Consider the following 22009-nt stretch of genomic DNA (forward strand, 5'->3'; position numbering starts at 1 on the left):
CTGGCTCCTTCGATGTAGTTAACCGGCATGTATATCGGACGGGACCGACAATGCTAGGGCAGCAAGCTCCACAACACCGGAACATCTTGGCCGAAAAGCAGTTCCAGCCGCTGGCGCAGATGCTTCGTGGGTACGGAGGAGTCAGACAGTCGTACGATCACGTTGGCGGCGCGAATCATCGACTCAGTTTCGTCCGGGAGCATGAGCAACTGTCGCTGTCCCAGCCCTTTAGCCCCCCACCATGTTGCTTCTGCGGTGGGAATCGCCCACGCTTCGGCTAAAGGTTCGACGCCCAAGTCGTCCCACCTAAGTTGTCGGACTCCTGCAAGACCTTCGGCGATGAGCTGCCACAACGCCGCAGGATCGTGGTTGCCCGACTCGGCGTCATCCAGCCAGTCTGCTGGAAGCGATGCCGCCACAATTGGTTTCGCATGGGCGATCGTTTGTAGCAGCAGTGTCAAATCGAGCATTCTCTCTATTGAGGCCGACCCATCTTGCGTGTCGGTGTCCACATCGAGCGAGGGGAGGAGTGTCGCGAGCGCAGCGGTGATGGGACGGATGGCGTCGCGCTGCACTGGCAATTTTTCCAGCGCTCGTGTGACGCCGAACATGATGCGTCGCCGTAGCCAATCGAATGGTGTGTAGTCGACGTCGAAACTCGCGTGCCCGGTAAAAGTCCGCCGCAGCGCGGCCACGCTGTCTGCGTCTGCGATTGGGGCGACGAACTGGAGGTTGTCGTCGGCTGAACTCACCGCGGCGCCGTGCTCGCCGTCACGGTTCGCGGCTTGGGCGGTCCAACCGCACTCATTGACTCCGATCAGGAGAACGCCGTCGGCCTGGTCGATATCAGGGACGGCCGCGAGATCCAAGCCAATGGAGTTGGCTGCGTAGTTCACGGCAACTTGCGAGAGTTGTTGCAGTTGACCGCTATCGGTGCGTGCATACCCGATAAGCATCTGTCCCCGCCTATTCGCGTTGTTCGCAACGACTTCCCGCGTCAGGTGCAACAGGGCCTGAGGATCGTCGGCTTGCCAGCGAGCACGCATGCGCTCTGCCGGAGACACATCGTGGTTGCTAACTGCCCGTTCGAAAGCGCCGAGCATGCTCCACACGTTGCCCTCGGCGATCGGATATTTGACCTTGAGTGCGGACAGACTCTGCTGCGTGGTGGGGAGGTCTACCAGCTCCAGGCACCCGATGCCTTGGGACGTCCACCAACGGGCCGCGTCGTCGGTGTAGCCGAGATCAGTTGCCAGCGTTACGGAATCCAAATCCGACCAGTCGAGCCGGCCGAGAAACGGGGCGAAATCATGGAGCTTGTACCACTCGTCCTGCCCTTCGGTCACCACCGCGATGTGAGGATTCGCTGCTCGCCGTAGCGTCGCGATGCGCTTCGCGATGCCGAGTCGCAGGTTCTCGTCGGCTTGCCAATACGTGGCGCCGCTATCGACAAGGCCACTGCAGGTGACCTCCGTGACGAAATCCTTCAATGCGGCACGCACTATCCAGTTATCCGGTGAATGACCACCTGGCAGCATCGGTGTGTCCCAGGCGATTCTGCTGAGCGCCAGATACGTCATTCGGAAGTTGGATGCGCCGTCGACGACGGACTGGATTGGTCCGCTGTTGTCCCCGATTAGTGCACAGTGCGATCCGTCTGGCCAGAACACGAACGCGAGAAAGTTGACGCCTGATTTTGCCGGTCGGTACCGCGCGTAGACGACGGTGGCCGTCGGGACATACGACAAGCCAATGAGCGGGTCGCGTGCGCCCTGTACCGGAAGGGTGACGGTGTCCCACTTCGGGGTCGAGCCTGGGAGGATTCGGTAGAGGACATGGATGCCCTGCTCGGCGTTGTCCGCGCGCACCCTTTCCAAGAATTGGACCATCCAGTGCTCGTCGAACACGATCTCCCCCTAGAAATTACTGTGCCGCTGTGGGATTCACGATGCCGCCCGATACGTGGCGAGCATTTTCTCGAACGCCGCTTCGCTGACCACCGGAATCCCGTACTGGCGCGCCTTGGCAGCTTTGCCGCTCTGCGAGTCAGGATCGGCCGCGACGAGCAGACGCGTCGATTTGGAAATGCCGCCGGAGGCAAGCCCCGCGGCGCAGATCGTCGAAACCCATTCGTCGCGGCCACGATTCATCTCGCCGGTGAACACGATCCGGTCGCCCGGGCGTAGCGTGAATGCAGTCGCTTCCTCTATGGTTTCGGGCGCCTCTGCAGCTGCCCAGGCTAGCGCTTCATCGACGTAGGGCGGGCCGAAACCCAGGGCAGCGGCGACAGCATTGAGCTCGGACCGCTCCTCGTCGGTGACTACGCCGTCGGCCAGCGCTTCCTTCGCTACAGCACGCAAGTAGTCCTGGTGCAGCCGCGCTACGGTTCCCCGGGATAGGCCAGCCGCTTCGGCGGAGGCCAGCAGCTGTTTGCCCTCGCTGCGTGAGATCTCCCGGTCGAGCAAGGCGCTATCCAGCACAACCATGTAGGACGCTTCATCTTCAGGAGTGGCGGGGACCCAGGCGGCTCCCAGGACGGACCGCAGCCACGAGTACGGGTCGGCAGATGACTGTCCACGATGAGCGACGACAGGTTGCGGCGCATCTCTGCGGGCAGCTGGCCAGCCGAAGGTCGCCGACCGGTCCAGGTCGGAGCGCCACTCGGGGGAGCTGCCGTGGAATGCGAGCAGGTGTGGCAGGAGTTCAGCGGTTGCGTGAGCATCACCAATTGCCGAGTGCGCGTTGATCAGTGAGATTCCGAGTGCTTCGCAGCAGTGGGCGAGCTTGGCGGCCCCCGTCATGCGCCCGCCCCATTTTCGTGTGCAGAGCGCGGCTGGTCGTTCGGGGATCACATACTGGGCCCGCTGGAGCTCCCAATGCAGAAACCGCATGTCGAAACTGGCGTTGTGCGCGACGACCACACGGCCAGTGAGCATTTCGAGCAGGTAATCGCTGATGGCGGCGAAGTCAGGTGCGTCAACGACGTCGCAGGCCTGGATGCCGTGGACGTGAGTAGCCCCGATGTCGCGATGCGGGTTGACCAGGGTGGTCCATTCGTGCTCGATTCGGCCGCAATCATCAGTGAGGGCGACGCCGATCTCCACCACGCGGTCGGTGCGCTCAGGAACCAGACCCGTTGTCTCAAAATCGATTACGGCGAACGGCATCAGAGTTCACCTCGGAAGGCGCGGGACCGGAGGGAGAGCAAGAGATGATCGCACGCGCTGACTGACGCGGCAACGGTGGCACGCTGAGCGTTGATTGACCGGATCAGATCGAGGTAGCGTAACTGGGCTTCGGCAGTTGGTACGTGGACTGGCAGAGCCTTCAGCTGTGTCATATTGATCGATGCGATTCCCGTGGTCTGCTTTGCAGATTTCAGGAAGTACGACCGTGATTGGTTGCTGGAGATGAAGGCCGACAGATAGTCGGGGTGGAGCGACGAACTATCCTGAATGCGGACGCGGAAGATATGGTTTTGATGCAAGCACAGCGGCAACTCGTCGCGCCAGACTGTTCCTCTGCCGAGCTTGTCGGGATCTCCACCTTCGGTGAGGACCAGATCGCCAAACTCTAGTCGGTAGCGCTCAATTTCGGATGACGTTGCATCAATCGTTTTGACTGAACCTAGTTCAAGGCGCCCGGCCTGGACGTTTGCGACCGCCAGGTAGGGTATTGGCGATGTTGCATCATTAGTCCTGCGCCCCTTCGTGATTCCTGACGACACTGTTGCAACGTCATTAAGTAGCGCCGATGGTTCCGGCGCGTGACCGAAACAGTCGATGAATGCAGCGTCGGTCAATTCGGCCAGCGCTCGGATGGAGCGCCTACGCATGACTCGCAGGGCGTCGGCGTGGTCGAGGATCGCGGCGATACGGCGCTGCTCAGATAGCGTGGGGAGGGGGATATCAATCCGCTCTAAGTCCGACTTCCTGAGTGATGGGACTGTGGTGGAAGTTGCATACTGGTAGAGGTCAACAGATTGCAAAAACCGGAACAGATAGGCTGGATCAACATTGGTTCCGGGTATAGCAGCCATCGCATTGTTGTCGATGAGCATTGGCTGTGCGGCGATAACCCGATGGTTTTGTCTAATTGCCTCGCCGATCTTTGCGAAGAGCGTGCTGCCTGGAGCGATTGGTTGCGTGCGCAATTGTTTTAGATCGGAATTGTCGACGTAATGGTCGGCTGTGCGAATGTACTGCTTGCCGCTGCGGCCATGTCTGGAGATGTCGCCCACTTTTGCGAACGGAAGATCGCCACTGACGCGTCCTTGCAGCGCTGGGGGAAATCCAACACCGGCTTGGAATCGAACGACCTCTCCTATTGGAACGGTCGGCCGCTTCACGACAGCATCGCCTTCAATTGTGCCAACCCGCTTGCGATCTCGCCCTCCAACTTCTCGATCTCCGCGATGATCGCCGGCGGTGGCCTGTGCTCGACAATGTCGTGCACGATCTCCTTGTACCGGTTTAGTGACAGGTCGTAGCCCTGGGCCACGATGTCGGCGATGGGCACGCAGAACGATTGCTCTGTCCGCTCCCGCTCCAATTCCGAAGCGTCGCGTAACGCCCACCGCGACAAAGCGTCCGACAGGTCGTTGGCCTCGACAGGGTTCCGCTTGTCATCGAGCGAAAAACCGTCGGCCGTGACGTCGTAGAACCAAACGTGTTCGGTGCCACCAGAATTGGTCTTGGTAAACAGTAGGATCGCCGTCGACACGCCCGCGTAGGGACGGAACACTCCGGACGGCAATTTCACAATGCCATCGAGCTTCTGGTCCTCAACCAACATCCGGCGAAGTTCCTTGTGCGCCTTCGACGATCCGAACAGTACACCGTCAGGCACGATCACCGCAGCCCGGCCGCCGGGCTTCAGCAGCTTCAAAAACAGCGCCACGAAAAGCAGTTCGGTCTTCTTGGTCTTGACCACCCGCTGCAGATTTTTGGACGTGGCCTCGTAATCCAGCGAGCCGGCGAAAGGAGGATTGGCGAGGATCAACGTGTACTTCTCGGCGTCCTCCGACGCGCCCTCGGACAGCGAATCGCGGTACCTGATGTCGGGAGCTTCGATGCCGTGCATCAGCATGTTCATCGAGCCGATACGGAGCATGGTCGAATCAAAGTCGTATCCATGAAACATGCTGTTGTGGAAGTGTTTCCGTTGGGAAGCGTCAGTCAGGACCGACTCATGCGTGTCACGCACATACTCCGATGCAGCCACCAAGAAGCCAGCGGTACCGCACGCCGGGTCGCAAATCTCGTCCGTCGGGCCGGGTGCGGTCATCTTCACCATCAGCTCGATGATGTGGCGTGGCGTGCGGAACTGGCCGTTCACGCCGGCCGATGCGATCTTGGACAGCAGATACTCGTACAGGTCGCCGTTGGTGTCCCGGTCAGCCATCGGGATGTCGTCGAGCATGTCGACGACCTTCGACAGCAGCGCCGGGGTCGGGATGGTGAAGCGGGCGTCACGCATGTGCTCGGAATACGTCGACCCGTCACCGCCGAGTGCCCGTAGAAACGGGAACACCCCGTCGGCGATGAGGCCGTACATGACACCGGGCTCGTCGTTCTTGAACCGCGACCACCGCAGATCCTGCTGGTCGGGCCCGAACCGCAGCCCCTCGGACGACCCGGTACGTCGGGCCTTGTTCTCGGCGAGGGTTTCCAGGTCGTCGAGACGGCGGATGAAGAGCAGATAGGTGATCTGCTCGATCACCTCAATTGGGTTGGAGATACCCCCCGACCAGAACGCGTCCCAGACGCGGTCGACCTTGCTCTTCAACTCACCGGTGATCACGGCGCTCCTTACCTCTCATGCGAATCTGAACAGGACTGTATATAGGAGGCCACCGACAACGGCCGATCTGTCAGCGCTGCGAGTGTCGGCGTCAGTCCCTCGCCACCCGCTGAACAGTTGCAACGCCCTACCTCTCGTGGGATCACGACGGTGGCGTTGGATGGCGAAAGCCGGCTCATTGAGCATCGCCCGGACGGCAACGCGTACGCAGTCGATTCCAATCGCTGATTGTCCAGTATCGTACGTCAACGTACAATTTGCTAATGCCCACGATCAGCGCCAGCACCGCGCGCGAGACCCTTCCCGCCCAGCTCGACCGCGTTGAGAGGGGAGAAGAGGTCGCGATCACCAGGCACGGGCGCGTTGTCGCCGTGCTGGTGAGTCCTGATGTGCTCAGGGCGCGCCGCGCTTCGCCGGTCTGGAATGAAGCCGATCGCATCGATGACCTACTTCAAAGGGCACGATCGGAGCCACTTCGCGGACCGTCACTCGAAGCTGACCGTGCGGACGAACTCGTCAAGGCGGTGCGCCGCAGTCGTAGCGGCCGATGAGCCCAAAGACCGCCTTCGACGCCGATGTCTTGATCTACGCGGCGGCCAAAGACCATCCGCTTGGTATTAGGGTTGCCGCGCTGTTCGCGGATGCCGCTGCGGGCGAAGCGGTAGGTGTCGGTTCCGTTCTGCTGCTCACTGAGGTCCTGGCGAAGCCGATGCGGGATGACCCCGAATCTGGTGAATGCGCAGCACTTGTGAGCCTGCTGAGTCGACTGGAGCTTCAGCCATTTGACGCGCCCACCGCACGCGTGTCCCTCGCGTTCGCGGTGTCCTATGGTCTGCGAGCCGCGGACGCGGCACACCTGGCAACCGCAGTCGCAGCGGGTGCTGATCGCTTTCTGACCAACAACCGCAGGGACTTTCCGCAGTCCATCGCGGAGATCGACATCGTGTATCCCGAAGAGTTGCCGTCCGCAGAGTCGAGTGCTTCCCAGGTCGAGCCGTCTGACCTGCCGAAGTAGCGGCCCACTGCGTCAGCCGCCGCCCGCTCGACCTCTGATCTCCTGATATGCAGCAGCAAGACCAGTGATCTTGTCGACCGACGACGACGGGGTCTGAGCCGGTGCCGCCTCGACCCCGTACAACCTCGCGGCCATGCGGCTGCGGATGTCGTCGCGCTTTTCCGCGAGCTGTGCCCGGGCGCGGTCGTCGCGCAGCGACTGGTCGATCTCCTCGGCCTTCTCGGCGCAGCCCTGCAGGGCATACACCCGCGCCCACGACCGTGACCCCAGCTCCCGAACTTTCGTCCGGGCGTCCTCCAGCATCGCCAGATCGTCGGAATCGGGCTCGGCGATCCCGCGGAGCTCTGTGATCAAGCCCTTGAGTTCTTGTGTGGCACGGCAGTTTTCACGGATTGCCGTCAGGTCGGCGGTGAAGTCGAGGTCGTTACCGAGCCAGCCGTCGACCGCGGCTTCCGAGCGCTCGATCCGCTCGATGGCGGCCTGTGCGCCGTCGAGCAGCTCGACACCATCGTCTCCGAACTCCTCAACGAGCCGGGCACGTTCGGTCTCCTGTGGTGACCGTTCGCGCGCAGTCCCGGCCCGACTGTCGATCACGATGTGCATGATCAACAACCCGATGGCGGCGATGCCCATGGCGGGCAGAAGCAGGATGCCCTCCGTCGCGACACCGACCAGGAGCACCATGGCGATGCACAGCAGCCAGGCCCGTGTCATGGCCGGCAGGGGGCGGCGTGCCTTGCGATCGGAGGTGAAGACTGCCCCGAGCGCGGCGCCGCCGAGAATCATGACGACAGCGAGGATGACCGCGACGACGCCGAGCACTAGCAGGAGCCGAATCATCCCGATGTCCTTCTCTGTTCCGTGCTCCCAATGGTAATTCGGCGTGCCAACATGCCTGGCTGACGCGGTGCGGCGACGTCAGACTGTCCGCGGCCTACGCTCAACCCATGCACGACGAACTCGAAGCCTGGAAGTCCGCCGGCCAGTATTTCGACTACCTCGGATTCGACATCTTCTACCGCCAGGACGGGCTGAAATTGGGCACCGGACCGGTGCTGCTGCTCATCCACGGCTACCCGTTCAATTCCTGGGACTGGTCACTGATCTGGCCGACGCTCACCGAGAAGTTCACCGTGATTGCGCCGGACATGATGGGCATGGGTTTCTCGGCCAAACCGTCCGCGTACCAGTACTCGGTGCACGACCACGCCGATATGCACGAGGCGCTGCTGGACCACCTCGGCGTACAGACCGCGCACATCCTGGCTCACGACATCGGCGACTCGGTGTGCCAGGAACTGCTGGCGCGCAACCGGTTCGGCGATCAGTCGTACGGCAAGCTGAACATCGAGTCGATCACCTGGCTCAACGGCGGGCTGTTCGTCGAGTCGTACACCCCGCGGCTGCTGCAGAAGGCGCTGTCGAGTACGCCATTGGGCGACATCATCAGTCCGCTGCAGGGCACGCCGTTGTCGCGGCGACTGGCCGACCCGACCATCAACGAGATGTTCGGCGTCAACACCAAACCGTCGAAGGAACTGATGGACAAGTTCCACGAGATCCTCGACTACAACGACGGCAAGAAGGTCATGCACCAGGTCGGTCGCTTCATCAACGACCGCTACGTTCACCGCAACCGCTGGGTGCGTGCGATGCGTGAGACGACGATCCCCATGCGATTGATCGACGGCCCGTCCGACCCGAATTCGGGCGCCCACATGGCCGCGAGGTACCGCGAGGTCATCCCGAACCCGGATGTCGTGATGCTCGCCGACGACATCGCGCACTGGCCGCAGATCGAAGCGCCCGAGGCCGTGCTCGAGCACTTCCTGGAGTTCGTCACGCCGCTGTTGTGGCGGCCGTTCGGCGCCCGCTGACCCTGCGCGCTTTTGCGCGCACAACGCGGCGCCAACTGGTTCACTTGCGGCATGCGCGTCCACCGCCCGGATCTGGTGGCGGTGCTGGCTGTCCTGTTGATCAGTGCGTGCGAATCCGGGACGCCGACCGTCACCTCGATCGTCTTCGACGGGGAACCACACACCATCAACACCGGCACGGTCGTCTGCACCCGGCAACTCGCCGGCGGCGGCTTGGTCATCCTGGCCCAGGGCAAGACGGGTCAGCTGGTTCGGATCCAGCTCACCCAGGTCGGCCGTGTCGTCGTGCAGAAGGTGGGCTTGCGCGACGGCGACGTGACGGGTTTCATCGCCGACCCACAAGAGGTCACCGGAATCAAAGTCGACGACACCTACACCGTCAGCGGGCGCATGCCGCCGAATCCGGGTGAGTCCCAATGGCATACGTTCAAAATCCAGACCACCTGCCCCGGCTACCAGGACGCGCATCCGCATGACACCGTCCCGGCGATCGGTGCCCCGTGATTGGTTGAGCCTGCGCCAGGGGTGCGACCTTCTTGAACTCTTGCGCCCTAGGTACAGGGTGAACGCGCACCTAACCCAACGCAGTAGCCAAGACCGGGCCACAGAGCTCGCGCTGCCACGGGCGGGCGCCGGCTGCAGCCAGGAACTCCTCGACCGCAGCAGGGACGTCAGTCACGGGCTGCCAATCCCAGCACAGCCGCCGCACGGTCTCCGGCGTCACCAAGTTCTCGGAAGGAACCGAAACCTTTTCGGACAGTTCGGAGAGCCCGCCGCGGCAGGCTTCCAGCCGCTCGAACGCCTCGGGTTTGCGACGCGACCACCGGGCCGGTGGCGGCAGCCCGTTGTTCGGTTCGGAAGCCGGCGGATCGGCTTCGCGGGCCCGGGCCAGCGCGTCGAGCCACACCTGGGCGCTGCGCTTCTGCCGCGAGCCGCCGAAAATCGGTAGTGCCGTGAGCTTTTCGATCGTGTCGGGATTGGCGACGGCCGCCGAGATGATCGCCGCGTCGGGCAGGATGCGGCCGGGCGCGATGTCCCGCCGCTGCGCGATCACGTCGCGCGTCTGCCACAGCTCGCGCACGGCCGCGAGCGCCTGTCCGTTGCGGACCTTGTGGATGCCCGACGTCCGACGCCAGCGGTCGCGCCGCGTCGGGGCGGGCTCGACGGTCCGCATGTACTCGAATTCCTGTGCGGCCCATTCGGTTTTGCCCTGGGACTCCAACTCGGCGGCCACCGCGGCGCGCAATTCCAGCAGCACCTCGACGTCGAGCGCCGCGTAGTTCAGCCAGTCTGCGGGCAGCGGGCGCTTGGACCAGTCGGCCGCGCCGTGCCCCTTCTTCAGGCCGAGGCCCAGCAGCCGCTGCACCATGGCCGCCAGGTTCACCCGGTCGTATCCGGCGAGCCGGCCGCCCAGTTCGGTGTCGTACAGCGACGGCGGCTTCATACCCAGTTCGGCAAGGCACGGCAGATCCTGGTCGGCCGCGTGCAGAATCCACTCGTCGGAATTCACGACCTCGGCCACCGGCGCCAGCGCCTTCAGCGGGTCGATGCCGTGGCTGACGGGGTCGATCAACACCGTGCCGGCGCGCGCGCGCCGAATCTGGATCAGGTAGGCCCGGTTGGAGTAGCGGAAGCCCGACGCCCGCTCGGCGTCGATCGCGAAGGCGCCGTGTCCGGATGCCAGAAGCTCACCGGCGCGGGCGATGTCGCTCGCGTAGATGGCAACGGGAGGCACGCCGTCGGCGGGTGCCAGCAGGGGAGTGACGTCGGGATCGTCGTCAGACGTCTCGACCGGATCAGCGTCAGTCATGCGGTCACGCGCGCGTGCGCGAACCCAGATCGGTCACACCGGCAGGCGGTAGTCCGGCAGCGTGCTCGAGCACCTCGCAGAACGCCTGCACGTGTGGTCCCAGCTCCAGCGATGTCGCGGTCCACGACGCCCGCAGCTCCAGCTGGTGGGCGCGCGGCGGGCCGGAGATGTCGCCGTAGCGCACCGACGTCGTCGCGGTGACGGTGCCGCCCAGCGCGGTGACGCCGTCGGCGTGCGACTCGAGCGCATCGACCAGCCAGCTCCACGCCACCTCGGGCAGCAGTGGGTCGACGGCCTCGGTGGAGTCCAGATCGGCCTGGATGTAGGCGACGAGACGCATGGTGCCGTCCCAGGCTTCAGCGCCTTCGGGATCGTGCAGCAGGATCAGACGTCCGAAGGCATCGCCCTCAGAGCTCTCCGGAACGACGGAGGCGTCGGGATGACGCACCTCTGCGCCCAGCGCGTAGCTGAAGGGAGCCAGCCGCTGCGGCGGACGGATCGGGCCGAGTTCGATCTCCTGGCGCACGGTGGCGGCGTTCATTGCCGCAACAGCAGTGCGGAACTGGGCCGGCTCGGCGGAGGTCACATTCTGGGACGCTAGCCCGATCCGGCCGGTCGCGTAAGCAGGCGCGCCGATAGCCCGATATTTGGCCGCGCGACAGGGTATAAGCGACCGAACCGGGCATGGCAGCATTAGCAGTGATGAGCACCCGTCGTGAACTGCCGCAATCGCCCTATCTGGCTGCCGCCACCGGCCGCACCCCGGACCGGACCCCGGTGTGGATGATGCGGCAGGCGGGCCGGTCCCTGCCCGAATACCGCGCCATCCGCGCCACCCACACCATGCTCTCGGCGTGCTTCAACCCCGAGCTGGTCTGCGAGATCACCATGCAGCCGGTGCGCCGTCACGGCGTCGACGCCGCCATTTTGTTCTCGGACATCGTGGTGCCGCTCAAGGCGGCGGGCATCGACCTGGACATCGTCCCGGACGTCGGGCCGGTGATCGCCCACCCGATCCGGACGGCGGACGACGTGGAGGGCATCAAGCCGCTCGAGCCCCACCAGGTGGCGCCGGTGGCCGAAGCCATCGGCCTGCTTACCAACGAACTGGGTGAGGTTCCGCTGATCGGTTTCGCCGGCGCACCGTTCACGCTGGCCTCGTACCTGGTGGAGGGCGGCCCGAGCCGCAACCACGAGAAGACCAAGGCCATGATGCTCGGCGAATCCGCGACCTGGCATGACCTGATGGCGAAGCTGACGGATCTCACCATCGAGTTCCTGCGCGCCCAGCTGGGCGCCGGCGTCGACGCCATCCAGCTGTTCGACTCGTGGGCCGGCACCCTGTCGCTCGCCGACTACCGGGACTACGTGCTGCCGCACAGCTCCCGCATCTTCGCCTCCCTGAAGGACCACGGCGTCCCGATGACGCACTTCGGCGTCGGCACCGCCGAGCTGCTGGGTGCCATGGGCGAGGCCGGCGCGACAGTCGTCGGGGTCGACTGGCGCACCAACCTCGTCGACGCCGCACGTCGGGTCGGCCCCGGCAAGGCGCTACAGGGCAACCTCGATCCCGTGGTGCTGCTGGCCGGCTGGCGCGTGGTCGACGACGCCGTCCGCCAGGTTGTCGCGGACGGTCGCCGGGCCGTCGAGGCCGGTGCCGCCGGGCACATCTTCAACCTCGGCCACGGTGTATTGCCGTCGACCGATCCCGGTGTGGTCACCGAAGCGGTGGCGCTGGCCCACTCGCTGTGAGTCTGTAGATGAGCAAGACGTATTGCGTTGTCGGCGGCGGCATTTCGGGTCTGGTCGCGGCCTACCGGTTGCGCCAGGCCGACCCTGCGGCACGCATCACGATCTTCGATCCGGCCGACCGGCTGGGTGGTGTCCTGCGCACCGAACGGCTCGCCGGTCAGACCCTGGACGTCGGCGCCGAGGCCTTCGTGGCCCGTCGGCCCGAGGTCACTTCGCTGCTGAAAGAGCTGGGCCTGCGGCAGATCGGCACCACCGGCGTCCGCCCGCTGATCTACAGCGGCGGCCGGTTGCACCCGATGCCCGAGGGCACCATGCAGGGCATCCCCGGGCCGGGCGCGAACCTGCGCGGCCTGGTCGACGACGCGACACTGGCGCAGATCGCGAGCGAGCCGAACCGACCCCTCAACTGGCAGCTGGATGCCGACCCGACCGTCGCACAGTTGGTGGGTGACCGGTTCGGCGCTCAGGTGGTGACCCGGTCGGTCGACCCGCTGCTGGCCGGCGTCTATGCCGGCTCGGCCAAGACCATCGGCATCCGCAGCGCCGTCCCGGCACTGGCCGCCGCGCTGGACCGCGGCGCGCCGAGCCTGACGGCCGCGGTCGCCTCGGTGCTTGCCGCGGCGCCACAGACAGGCGCGCCGAGCGCATCGGTGTTCGGCGCGGTCGACGGCGGGTACGCCGTGCTGCTCGACGAACTTGTCCGCCGGACCGGCGCCCAGTGGGCACAGGTCGGTATCGAGGGAGTCGCGTCAGCGGGCCGCGCCTGGCAACTGCGTGACGACGAGGGCAAGTACTGGTCGGCCGACGCCGTGGTGCTGGCGCTTCCGGCGCCGCGCGTGGCCAAGCTGCTCGAGAACGTCGCACCGGGCAGCGCGGCCATGGCACGGTTGATCCCGGTCGCCTCGGCCGCGGTGGTCGCGCTCGCGCTGCCGGGTGGGACGCCGCTGCCGCAGCAGTCCGGAGTCCTGATGGCCGCGGGAGAAGCGTTGCACTCCAAGGCGATCACCCTCACGTCACGCAAGTGGGGGCGCGGCGGCAACGTCGAGCTGCTGCGGTTGTCATACGGCCGGTTCGGTGACGATCTGGCCCACAACGTCGGCGACGACCGGCTGCTGGCATGGTCGCTGGAGGACCTGCGGTCGCTGTTCGGCATCACCGCCGAGCCGGTGGACTACCTGGTGCAGCGCTGGATCGATGCCATGCCGCAGTACGGTCCGGGACACCTCGAACTGGTCGACGAGCTTCGTGCCGGGCTGCCTACGGGACTGGCCGTCGCGGGCGGTTATCTGGACGGTATCGGGGTGCCGGCGTGTGTGGCGTCGGGAACCCGGGCGGCCCAAGAGGTGGTCGGAAGCCGCGTGGCACGATAGGGGCATGGCCAAGCTCGACTACGACGCCCTCAACTCGATGACCAGGTACATGATGATCTCGGTCTTCGCCGTGCAGCCCGATGAGCTGCCGGCGGACGAGAAGTCGCGGGCCGCCATCGCCGCCGATACCGCCGCCTACCTCAAGAAGCGCGAGGACGCGGGCGTCGTGGTCCGCGGGCTGTACGACGTCGCGGGCTTCCGGGCCGACGCCGACTTCATGATGTGGACCCACGCCGAGCGCGTCGAGGACCTGCAGGCCACCTACACCGGCTTCCGTCGCACCGCGCTCGGCGCCGCCACCGAGCCGGTGTGGAGCGTCGTCGCGCTGCACCGCCCGGCGGAGTTCAACAAGAGCCACCTGCCGGCGTTCATCGCGGGCGAGGACCCGGGCGACTACATCTGCGTCTACCCGTTCGTGCGGTCGCTCGACTGGTACCTGCTGCCCGACGACGACCGCCGGCGCATGCTCGTCGAGCACGGCATGGGTGGCCGCGAATACCCCGATGTGCGTGCCAACACCGTGCCGGCCTTCGCGCTGGGCGACTACGAGTGGATTCTCGCGTTCGAGGGTCCGGACCTGGCCCGCATCGTCGAGCTGATGTGGAAGTTGCGCTACACCGACGCCCGCCGTCACGTCCGCGAGGAGACGCCGTTCTTCACCGGCCCCCGGGTCGGTATCGAGCAGTTGGTCGCCAACCTGCCCTGACGGGTTACAGGTCGGACTCTGCGGTGATCCGTCCTGCGTCGACGGCTTCGCGCAACGCCGCGTAGTCACGCTCGTTCTGGTCGGCGTAGGCCTCCGCGAAGCGGGCCAGTGCCGTGTCGGCGGCGTCGCTGCTGCCGAGGTAGGCGGCGATCGCGATGCGATCGCCGGTGCGGGCGTGGGCCCGGGCCAACGCGTGGGCGCAGGCCTGTCCGTAGTCGGCCAGCAGCTTCGGGCTCGACCTCTGCACCGACACCGCACCCTTCCAGTCGTGTAGCTGGCGGACGTAGTAGTCCGCCTCGTAGCCGTCCGGCCCGACGGCGTGCAGCCACCCCAGCAGGATGTCGCTACTGGCCTGCATCAGCCGCTGTCCGACCGAAACCCGTTGGGCGGCATTCGGATACGGACTGGCACCGAGAAAGCGTTCCAGGACGGAGGGCTGGGCCTCCTTCATCTGCAGCAACAACGGATCGTCGCCGTCGCGCCCGGTCAGCAACACGATCCACGCCCGCAGACCGACACTGCCGACCCCGACCACCTTGCGCGCCATCGTCACGTAGTGGAAGCGGTCGATGAGGACGCGCCGACTGTCTTCCAGACTGTCGCGGTAGCGCTGCATGAACGGCGTCATCTGCTGCTCGTACTGGCGGGCCCGCTCGGCGCCGACCAGTTCCTCGATGGGAACCACTAGTGGGGGACGGCTGATCAGCCTGCTCTGGCCGTCGACGGTTTCGGTCAGTTTCGCGACCGCCTGGAGACTGTCGTGCGCGCGGGCCTTGGCCGCGGTCTGCTGGATCTCGCGGGCGAACTTGGTGTCGACGCTGTTCTGCAGCTCGGCGTCCACGGTCGTCTGGGTGTACCACGCCGCCAGCTCGCCCATGCCGGCCAGCTCCTGCATGCGGGTGCGGTAGCCGCTGACGCAGCGGCGGATCACGTCCGCGCGATCGTCGGCCTGAAAACCGTTGTCCCGACCGGCGATTGCCAGACTCGCCACCAACCGCTTCACGTCCCACTCCCACGGCCCCGGCAGGGTTTCGTCGAAGTCGTTGACGTCGAACACCAGATTGCGTTCCGGCGAGCCGAACAGTCCGAAGTTGCACAGATGAGCGTCGCCGCACAGTTGCGCCGTCAGTCCGGTGTGCGGGCCGGCCGCCAGATCAGACGCCATGATCAGGGCCGCGCCCCGGTAGAAAGCCAGGGCCGAGGTCAGCATCCGGCCGTATCTGATCGGGACGAGTTCGGCGATCCGGGACGTCGCCTGCGACTCCAGCAGGGCCACCGGGTCGGGACGGTCGGCGGTGAGGTGGACGTCGGCCAGCGCGGCTCGGGGCAGCCTGGCGCGGGCGGCGCGTCCGGCGTCGCGGCGTTCCGGCACGGACTGGTTCATCAGCCGACCGCAGTGCCGAACAACAGGCCCAGTCCATAGGTCACCGCGGCGGCCCCGTAGCCGATCATCAACTGGCGCAACGCCCGTCGTAGCGGCGGCCCGCCGGAGAGCAGGCCGACGATCATGCCCGTCGTCAGCAGGGCCAGCCCGACCAGGACCGCCGAGACGACGACGGCGACGACACCGGTGAGCCCGAACAGGTAGGGCAGCACCGGGATCAGTGCGCCGGACGCGAAGAACATGAAGCTCGACGCGGCCGCCTGCAGCCCGGTGCCCACGGCTTCGTGCTTCTCGGTCGAGACCTCGCCCAGTGGTGAGTCGGCCAGGGCGCCGGCCCGCAGGCTGGCGAACACCTCGGCGGCGCGGTCGGCGGCGTCCTCCGGGCTCATCCCGCGGGCGCGATAGACGAGTTCCAGTTCGTTGGCGTCGACGTCGAGCGCCTGCACCGCGGTGCCGGCGGTGGCGCTGGGCGTCGACGCCTCGAGCAGTTCGAGTTGGGAGTTGACCGAGACGTACTCGCCGGCGCCCATCGACAAGGCTCCGGCGATCAACCCGGCCAGTCCGGTGGCCAGGATCGTCGCGCTCGAAACCCCGGTGGCGCCGATGCCCAGGACCAGCGCCAGATTGCTCACGAGCCCGTCGTTGGCGCCGAAGACCGCCGCCCGGAAGCTACCGGACAGCTGGTCGCGGCCCCGGCTGGCCAGGGCGCGGACGACCTCGCCGTGGATCCGTTCGTCGGCCGCCATGGTCGGCGTGGCGTCGACGTCGGTGTCGTACTCCGAGCGCGCTTCGGCCCGTTGCGCCAGGGCGAGGGTGAACACCGAGCCGAGGTGACGGGCGAGAAAGCCGAGCAGTCGGGTCCGGACGTCGGGACGGTGTGGCTTCCCGACCTGATCGCCCAGCAGCGTCAGCCAGTGCTTCTCGTGCCGGCCTTCGGCGGTGGCGAGTTCGAGCAGGATGTCGCGTTCGGCGCCCTGACGGCGCTGGGCCAGATCGCGGTAGACGGCAGCTTCGGCACGTTCATTGGCCAGGTGCTGTCGCCACCGCCGCAATTGCGCGTCGGTGGGCTGCGCGACCACGTCTCAGCTCTCGGCCGGAACCAGGCGAAGCGAGATCGAGTTGATGCAGTAGCGCTGGTCGGTCGGGGTCGGGTAACCCTCGCCCTCGAAGACGTGGCCGAGGTGGCTGTGGCAGTTGGCGCACAGCACCTCGACGCGGCGCATGCCGAGGCTGTTGTCGGTCCGCAGGATCACCGCGTCCGAGTCTGCCGGATCGAAGAACGACGGCCAGCCGCAATGGGATTCGAACTTCTCGGTGCTGCGGAACAGCTCGGCACCGCAGGCCCGGCACTGGTAGACGCCCTCGGTCTTGGTGTCGGTGTATTCGCCGACGAACGGACGCTCCGTCCCGGCTTCACGCAGTACGTGGAACTCGGCGGGGGACAGTTTCTCGCGCCACTGAGCGTCGGAGAGTTCGACCTTGGGAGGCGGGATGCTCATGCGCCCACGCTACCCGCGGCGGCCCCTTGTGGCTTGGAGTCGGACAACCACAACGGGTCGATGCCCTGGTCCAGCCGGCCGTCCTTCTTGGCGTCGAGGTAGCGGAAGTACAGCACGCAGAACACCACGACGAGCATCAACGACCAGCCGTAGGTGATCTTGATGTACTCGAGGAACCGGCCGGTCGTCGGCCACCGCCACATGAGCCAGCGGTCCATGGTGAGGAAGCCGTACACCGCGAGCCACGCCGGCCAGCTGCGGATCGTCGACCGCGGCAGTACCACCGTCATCAGGAACGGGAACAGCATCATCGAGTAGTAGCCCTGCGCCAGCGACAGCACCAGCCACGAGGTGATCAGCAGGACACCCGACGACGTCAGCATCCAGAACAGCTGGTCGCGCTCGCGGTAGTAGCGGTACAACAGCCACAGGCTGGCCGCGGCGAGCACCACGAAGGCGATGCGCAGCAGCATGATCAGCCACATCGGCAGGCCGTAGTAGATGCCGTTGCCCAGCACCGAGCTGTTGAAGTAGTCGCGGGTCTGGAAGATGTACGGCACGGTGTTGCGCACGAAGCCCATCGGGTCGGCCGACAGCGGCCAGGCCACGGCGTTGAAGACCAGGGGTACCGCGAACGCGGCGACCAGGGCCCGCCACTGCCGGTTCAGCAGGGGCAGCAGCAGCAGGACGCCCAGCAGTGGCTTGAGCACCAGCGTCAGGCCGATGGCGGCTCCGGCCAGCCATTCGTGGTTCTTCTTGCCGTCCAGCAGCCAGGTGAAGAACAGCACCTCGGCCAGCAGGATGCAGCCGTTGACGTTGGTGAAAACCAGTGTGTTGGTGACCGATTCGGTGCAGTACATGGCCAGCAGGAGGGCCGGCAACGCCACCGACGTCAACGAGAACTTGAACAGCCGTACCAGAAGGCAGGCGGCGATGATGATCGCGATCGAGTTGATGGCGACGAACCAGAACCGCGACGCGAACTCCGGCAGGAACCCGAACGGCGACAGCAGCAGGGTGCCGCCGGGCGGGTACAGGTAGTGCGGGTCGACGTAGTTGAAGTGCTCGTTGTAGATGGCCCAGTGCCGCCGGAAGTTCGACACCGCGCGGTACACCGGACCGAAGTCATCGGTGATGTAACCGTTGGTCGTCAGCACGTAACTGCGGTGGATGATCGACACGATCGCGATGGGCCACAGCGCATTGCGAACGATATTCGCGGTGCTCTGTGGGCCGGTGCGGGGACCGAAGACGCTCAGGAGCGATAGAGGGCGCGTCACCACCGAACCCTATAACGGGGTGTCGGACCGGCTTGCTAGGCCGGGCAGAACGTGTCGGTGTCCGGCAGCTTGCCGGTGGTCAGGTAGCCCTGCACCGGGGGTAGGGCACACGCCGTCGTGTAGACGAGGGTGCCGTGGCCGGTGCCCTGCCACATGACACGGCGGCTGTTGTTGCCCGCGTTGATCGCCATGGCCGCCACCGCGGCGACGCCGTCGCCGCCGACGATCGCGTCGTTGAGGGTGCCCAGCAACAGGATCGGCACCTTCAGTTCCTTGGGGGCCGCGGGCGCGGGGCTGCTGGGCCAGCTCAGGCACGGCGCCAGGCTGAGCGCACCGACGGCGCCGAACTGCGGGTACTTCTTGGGCCAGGCCACCAGCAGTTCACGGACGCGGTCCGGGGTGGGGCGGTTGACGGAGTCGTCGCACCGGTTGACGAACTGTCCGTCTGTCTGACGCGTGTCCTCGGCCGTCTTGCTCAGCGCGTTGAGCGCCGTCGCGTCGCCGCCGCGGGCGGCGGCCAGCGCGCCGGCGAGAGACAGGGTGTTGGCCAGCCCGTCGCCGCGCGGGTAGCCCAGTGCTGTGGTGATCGACTCGACCAGACCGGCCGTCGACGCGCCGCCGGCACCGCGCCCGGCGCGGGCCTCGGCCAGCATGCCGTCGATGGCGCCCTTGGGATCCGGGCCCAGTGGGCAGTTGTTGGCCACGCATTGCGCGGCGAACGCGTCGAGCGCCGCCTGCTGGCCCTTGACCCGCTGCTCGGCCGTCGCTTCGGCGGAGATGCCCAGCGGCAAGGGGGAGTCCAGCACCAGCCGGGCGACCTTGGTGGGGTGCGACGCCGCGTAGGCCAGGGCGATCTGGGCGCCGTTGCCGATGCCGAGAACGGCCAGTGCGGGCACGTCCCAGGTGCTGCGCAGCCGCTCGAGATCCTCGGCCGAGTGCGCGTTGTCGTAGGCCGACTCTCCCGGCGCGATGCTGTCGGTGCAGTCGGTGGTGGCCGAGGTCGCGACCTTCGCCAGGTTGGCCACCTGGTCGTCGCCCGACAGGAACTGGGCCTGGTCCAGCAGGTCCTGGCGATCATTGCTCGACACACAGCTCAGCGGGCCCGACATGCCCATGCCGCGGCGGTCGACGGCCACGACGGGGCGCGTCTTCAACAGGTCGACGCCGCCGCGCTGCAGCCACACCGGCAGTTGGTGCGACGTCGGGATGTCCGATCCGGTGGTCATGACGATCGGTCCGGCATCGGCCGGGGTCGTCGCCAGCCGGGCCCGCACCACACCGATGCTGACGGTCCCGGCGGAGCCGCCCAGGGAATCGAGATCGGCGTCGTAGTCGGAGCAGTCCAGGATGACGCCGGGCACGGCGGGCACCGTCGCGTCGCCGAACACCCGGGACGTGCATTCATGCCACGTCATGTCCTTCTTGGGCACAGCGATCGGCGGCGGCCCCTCGGGAGTCTTGGAGGTGGTCGCCGCGCCCTGCGGGCGGGCGCCGGAGTCGGTGACGTAGCGAGGGTTGGCGGCCAGCAACGGAGCGCATCCCGCGACGACCGTAGACAGCACCACGGTCGACAGGCTCAGGGCCGGGAGCAGCAGGCGGCGACGCATGGCCACCACAGTAGCGATGCCGGTGGGTGAGACCGGTCAGCGGACGTAGCGCGTGTACAGGTAGCCCGCGGTATCGGTGAGGACGTGGCTGCGGCGTAGCCGGGTGTGTGCCTCGCCGGGGCCCGAGGCGATCCGCCGGGCGAATCCACCGACCAGGATCGGCGCGATGGTCACGCACATCTCGTCGATCAGGTCTTCCTCGATCAGCATGTTCAGTACGGACGGTCCGCCTTCGGTCAGCACCCGCTTGAGCCCGCGCTCGCCGAGGATGCGCAGCACGACGTGCGGGTCGACGCGGTCGGGGGCGGTGCCGGAGGCGTCGATGACCTCGGCGAGCCCGGTGAACCGGCGGCAGGTGTCGTCGATGCTGTCGCGGCTGGTGAGGATCAGCGGCGGTACTTCGGTGCGGGTGAAGAACTTGGCGTCGTGCGGGATGTCGGCGCTGTGCGTGATGACCGCGATGGGCGGCACCTCGGCCTGGCCGCGGAGCTGGCGGGCCTGGCGTTGCGGCGCGGACATCTGAGCGCCGGAGTAATTCTCGATGCGCACGGTCGCCGCACCGACCAGGATGACGTCGGCCTGCTGGCGCATATAGCCGAACAGTGCCCGGTCTCCGGGGCCGGCCAGGCCGCCGGCGCGGCCGTCGTCGGTGGCGCCGCCGTCCAGGCTGGAGATCATGTTGGCCCGCACCCACGGCCGGTCCAGCTCCGCGGGGTAGCTGTAGAACGGCGCCAGCAGCGTGTCGTCGCCGGTCTCCGGGTCGGCCGGGAAGGCAGCGCCTACCGCGCTGAGCTCTGTGAGCTGCGTCGCAGCGTCGGGATCGGACACGTGAATCATTGCAACACGCCGCTATGGTGCGTTAATGCCTGGGGCCAGCGAAGTCGCGCACCTGACCGATCGTCATCCGACCGTCACGCCGGAAAGACTGATCGCCGAACTGGTCCCGCCGCCCACGTTCGCCGACGTCAGCTACGACTCCTACCGGCCCGATCCGAACGAGCCGTCGCAGGCCGCCGCGGTGGTCTCGGCGCGCAAGTTCTGCGAGGACGCGGTCCGCCAGCGGGCCGGCAAGAAGAAGCTGTTCGGCAAGCGTGAAGCACTGCCCGGGGTCGGCATGTACCTCGACGGCGGCTTCGGTGTCGGCAAGACCCACCTCCTGGCCTCGACGTACTACACGCTGGCCGGCGCGAACGCGGGCCCCGCCGCGTTCGCCACGTTCGGTGAGCTGACGCAGCTGGCCGGCGTCTTCGGCTTCACCGAGTGCATCGACCTGCTGTCCGACTATGTGGTGGTCTGCATCGATGAGTTCGAGCTCGACGATCCCGGCAACACCACGCTGATCTCCCGGCTGCTCTCGGCGCTCGTCGAGCGCGGCGTGTCGATTGCGGCGACGTCGAACACGCTGCCCGAACAGCTCGGTGAGGGGCGCTTCGCCGCGCAGGACTTCCTGCGCGAGATCAACACGCTGTCAAGCATTTTCACCACCGTCCGCGTCGAAGGACCCGACTACCGGCAGCGGGCGCTGCCGTCGGCCCCGGTGCCGCCGTCGGAAGAGGACGTGCGGACCTGGGCGGTCGGCGTCGACGGCGCCACGCTCGACGAGTTCGATGCCCTGTGCGCACACCTGGCCACCATGCACCCGTCGCGCTATCACGCGTTGATCGAGGACGTGCACCAGGTTTTCATCACGGGCGTGCACATGGTGTACGACCAGTCCGTCGCGCTGCGCCTGGTGTCGCTGATCGACCGGCTGTACGACGCGGGCATTCCCGTCGTGGCGTCGGGGGAGAAGATGAACACCGTCTTCAGCGAAGAGATGCTGGCCGGCGGCTTCCGCAAGAAGTACCTGCGCGCCACGTCCCGCCTGCTCGCGCTGACCCACGAGGGCACGCAGCTGCACGCCTGAG

General features: G+C 66.4%; 21 protein-coding genes. 8 read left to right on the forward strand and 13 right to left on the reverse strand.

Annotation, left to right across the window (positions count from 1 at the left end; all coding sequences use genetic code 11):
* Positions 1 to 53: 53 nt before the first annotated feature.
* Genes ACZ5IQ_RS13270 through ACZ5IQ_RS13285 form a run of 4 tightly spaced genes read right to left on the reverse strand, consistent with a single transcriptional unit; the run spans position 54 to position 5802 of the window.
* Complete coding sequence (locus ACZ5IQ_RS13270; RefSeq protein WP_064859596.1) at positions 54 to 1907, reverse strand: hypothetical protein; 1854 nt, start codon at positions 1905 to 1907, stop codon at positions 54 to 56.
* Positions 1908 to 1943: 36 nt separating this feature from the next.
* Positions 1944 to 3167 carry an exonuclease domain-containing protein gene (locus tag ACZ5IQ_RS13275; RefSeq protein ID WP_064859595.1) on the reverse strand — a complete coding sequence of 408 codons (1224 nt, stop codon included), beginning with the start codon at positions 3165 to 3167 and terminating at the stop codon, positions 1944 to 1946.
* Positions 3167 to 4348 (reverse strand): restriction endonuclease subunit S, encoded by a 1182-nt coding sequence (locus tag ACZ5IQ_RS13280; RefSeq protein WP_167838140.1) that lies wholly within the window; start codon positions 4346 to 4348, stop codon positions 3167 to 3169. The genes ACZ5IQ_RS13275 and ACZ5IQ_RS13280 overlap by 1 nt, the downstream gene beginning before the upstream one ends.
* A complete protein-coding gene (locus ACZ5IQ_RS13285) occupies positions 4345 to 5802 on the reverse strand; it encodes a type I restriction-modification system subunit M (protein ID WP_064859594.1) in 1458 nt (485 codons plus the stop codon). The genes ACZ5IQ_RS13280 and ACZ5IQ_RS13285 overlap by 4 nt, the downstream gene beginning before the upstream one ends.
* Positions 5803 to 6065: 263 nt before the next feature.
* On the opposite strand from ACZ5IQ_RS13285, the gene ACZ5IQ_RS13290 reads away from it, so the two are divergent.
* Positions 6066 to 6353 carry a type II toxin-antitoxin system Phd/YefM family antitoxin gene (locus ACZ5IQ_RS13290; protein ID WP_082934757.1) on the forward strand — a complete coding sequence of 96 codons (288 nt, stop codon included), beginning with the start codon at positions 6066 to 6068 and terminating at the stop codon, positions 6351 to 6353.
* Positions 6350 to 6817, forward strand: coding sequence for a type II toxin-antitoxin system VapC family toxin (locus ACZ5IQ_RS13295; protein ID WP_064859593.1), 468 nt, complete (start codon positions 6350 to 6352; stop codon positions 6815 to 6817). The genes ACZ5IQ_RS13290 and ACZ5IQ_RS13295 overlap by 4 nt, the downstream gene beginning before the upstream one ends.
* A gap of 12 nt (positions 6818 to 6829) precedes the next feature.
* Here ACZ5IQ_RS13295 and ACZ5IQ_RS13300 read toward each other — a convergent pair whose 3' ends face one another.
* On the reverse strand, positions 6830 to 7657 hold the full coding sequence (locus tag ACZ5IQ_RS13300; RefSeq protein WP_131808785.1) for a hypothetical protein: 828 nt from the start codon (positions 7655 to 7657) through the stop codon (positions 6830 to 6832).
* A 107-nt stretch (positions 7658 to 7764) separates the two neighbouring features.
* Between ACZ5IQ_RS13300 and ACZ5IQ_RS13305 the strand changes: the two genes are divergently transcribed.
* Both ACZ5IQ_RS13305 and ACZ5IQ_RS13310 read left to right on the forward strand, forming a co-directional pair.
* Positions 7765 to 8694 (forward strand): alpha/beta fold hydrolase, encoded by a 930-nt coding sequence (locus ACZ5IQ_RS13305; protein ID WP_064859591.1) that lies wholly within the window; start codon positions 7765 to 7767, stop codon positions 8692 to 8694.
* A gap of 51 nt (positions 8695 to 8745) precedes the next feature.
* Positions 8746 to 9198 carry a lipoprotein LpqH gene (locus tag ACZ5IQ_RS13310; RefSeq protein ID WP_064859590.1) on the forward strand — a complete coding sequence of 151 codons (453 nt, stop codon included), beginning with the start codon at positions 8746 to 8748 and terminating at the stop codon, positions 9196 to 9198.
* A 70-nt stretch (positions 9199 to 9268) separates the two neighbouring features.
* On the opposite strand, the gene ACZ5IQ_RS13315 is transcribed toward ACZ5IQ_RS13310, so the two are convergent.
* Both ACZ5IQ_RS13315 and ACZ5IQ_RS13320 read right to left on the reverse strand, forming a co-directional pair.
* Positions 9269 to 10504: an HRDC domain-containing protein gene (locus tag ACZ5IQ_RS13315; RefSeq protein WP_064859589.1), complete on the reverse strand. Its 1236-nt coding sequence runs from the start codon at positions 10502 to 10504 to the stop codon at positions 9269 to 9271.
* A gap of 4 nt (positions 10505 to 10508) precedes the next feature.
* Complete coding sequence (locus ACZ5IQ_RS13320; protein WP_231575647.1) at positions 10509 to 11045, reverse strand: DUF3000 domain-containing protein; 537 nt, start codon at positions 11043 to 11045, stop codon at positions 10509 to 10511.
* A gap of 161 nt (positions 11046 to 11206) precedes the next feature.
* Here ACZ5IQ_RS13320 and hemE point away from each other — a divergent pair, with 161 nt between their 5' ends.
* The 3 genes from hemE to hemQ are packed head-to-tail and all read left to right on the forward strand — an operon-like array spanning position 11207 to position 14332.
* Positions 11207 to 12256 (forward strand): uroporphyrinogen decarboxylase, encoded by a 1050-nt coding sequence (hemE, locus tag ACZ5IQ_RS13325; protein WP_064859588.1) that lies wholly within the window; start codon positions 11207 to 11209, stop codon positions 12254 to 12256.
* A gap of 8 nt (positions 12257 to 12264) precedes the next feature.
* Entirely contained in the window at positions 12265 to 13626 is a 1362-nt protein-coding gene (locus ACZ5IQ_RS13330) for a protoporphyrinogen oxidase (protein ID WP_061001709.1), read from the forward strand.
* Positions 13627 to 13630: 4 nt separating this feature from the next.
* The gene (hemQ, locus tag ACZ5IQ_RS13335) at positions 13631 to 14332 is read left to right on the forward strand and encodes a hydrogen peroxide-dependent heme synthase (protein ID WP_061001710.1); all 702 of its coding nucleotides are present in this window, start codon (positions 13631 to 13633) and stop codon (positions 14330 to 14332) included.
* A gap of 4 nt (positions 14333 to 14336) precedes the next feature.
* Here hemQ and ACZ5IQ_RS13340 read toward each other — a convergent pair whose 3' ends face one another.
* Genes ACZ5IQ_RS13340 through ACZ5IQ_RS13365 form a run of 6 tightly spaced genes read right to left on the reverse strand, consistent with a single transcriptional unit; the run spans position 14337 to position 20939 of the window.
* Positions 14337 to 15716, reverse strand: a complete 1380-nt coding sequence (locus tag ACZ5IQ_RS13340; RefSeq protein WP_064859586.1) for a DUF2252 domain-containing protein — start codon at positions 15714 to 15716, stop codon at positions 14337 to 14339.
* Positions 15716 to 16795 carry a VIT1/CCC1 transporter family protein gene (locus ACZ5IQ_RS13345; protein ID WP_135356906.1) on the reverse strand — a complete coding sequence of 360 codons (1080 nt, stop codon included), beginning with the start codon at positions 16793 to 16795 and terminating at the stop codon, positions 15716 to 15718. The genes ACZ5IQ_RS13340 and ACZ5IQ_RS13345 overlap by 1 nt, the downstream gene beginning before the upstream one ends.
* Before the next feature lie 3 nt (positions 16796 to 16798).
* A complete protein-coding gene (gene msrB / locus ACZ5IQ_RS13350; RefSeq protein ID WP_064859584.1) occupies positions 16799 to 17215 on the reverse strand; it encodes a peptide-methionine (R)-S-oxide reductase MsrB in 417 nt (138 codons plus the stop codon).
* Positions 17212 to 18495, reverse strand: a complete 1284-nt coding sequence (gene aftC, locus ACZ5IQ_RS13355; protein ID WP_061001713.1) for an arabinofuranan 3-O-arabinosyltransferase — start codon at positions 18493 to 18495, stop codon at positions 17212 to 17214. The genes msrB and aftC overlap by 4 nt, the downstream gene beginning before the upstream one ends.
* A gap of 35 nt (positions 18496 to 18530) precedes the next feature.
* Positions 18531 to 20102, reverse strand: a complete 1572-nt coding sequence (locus tag ACZ5IQ_RS13360; protein WP_207546834.1) for an alpha/beta fold hydrolase — start codon at positions 20100 to 20102, stop codon at positions 18531 to 18533.
* A gap of 36 nt (positions 20103 to 20138) precedes the next feature.
* On the reverse strand, positions 20139 to 20939 hold the full coding sequence (locus tag ACZ5IQ_RS13365; RefSeq protein ID WP_064859582.1) for a pyrimidine reductase family protein: 801 nt from the start codon (positions 20937 to 20939) through the stop codon (positions 20139 to 20141).
* 25 nt (positions 20940 to 20964) lie between these two features.
* Between ACZ5IQ_RS13365 and zapE the strand changes: the two genes are divergently transcribed.
* Positions 20965 to 22008 carry a cell division protein ZapE gene (gene zapE, locus ACZ5IQ_RS13370; protein ID WP_061001716.1) on the forward strand — a complete coding sequence of 348 codons (1044 nt, stop codon included), beginning with the start codon at positions 20965 to 20967 and terminating at the stop codon, positions 22006 to 22008.
* The last annotated feature ends 1 nt before the right edge of the window (position 22009 follow it).

This window comes from Mycobacterium toneyamaense (assembly GCF_055384815.1).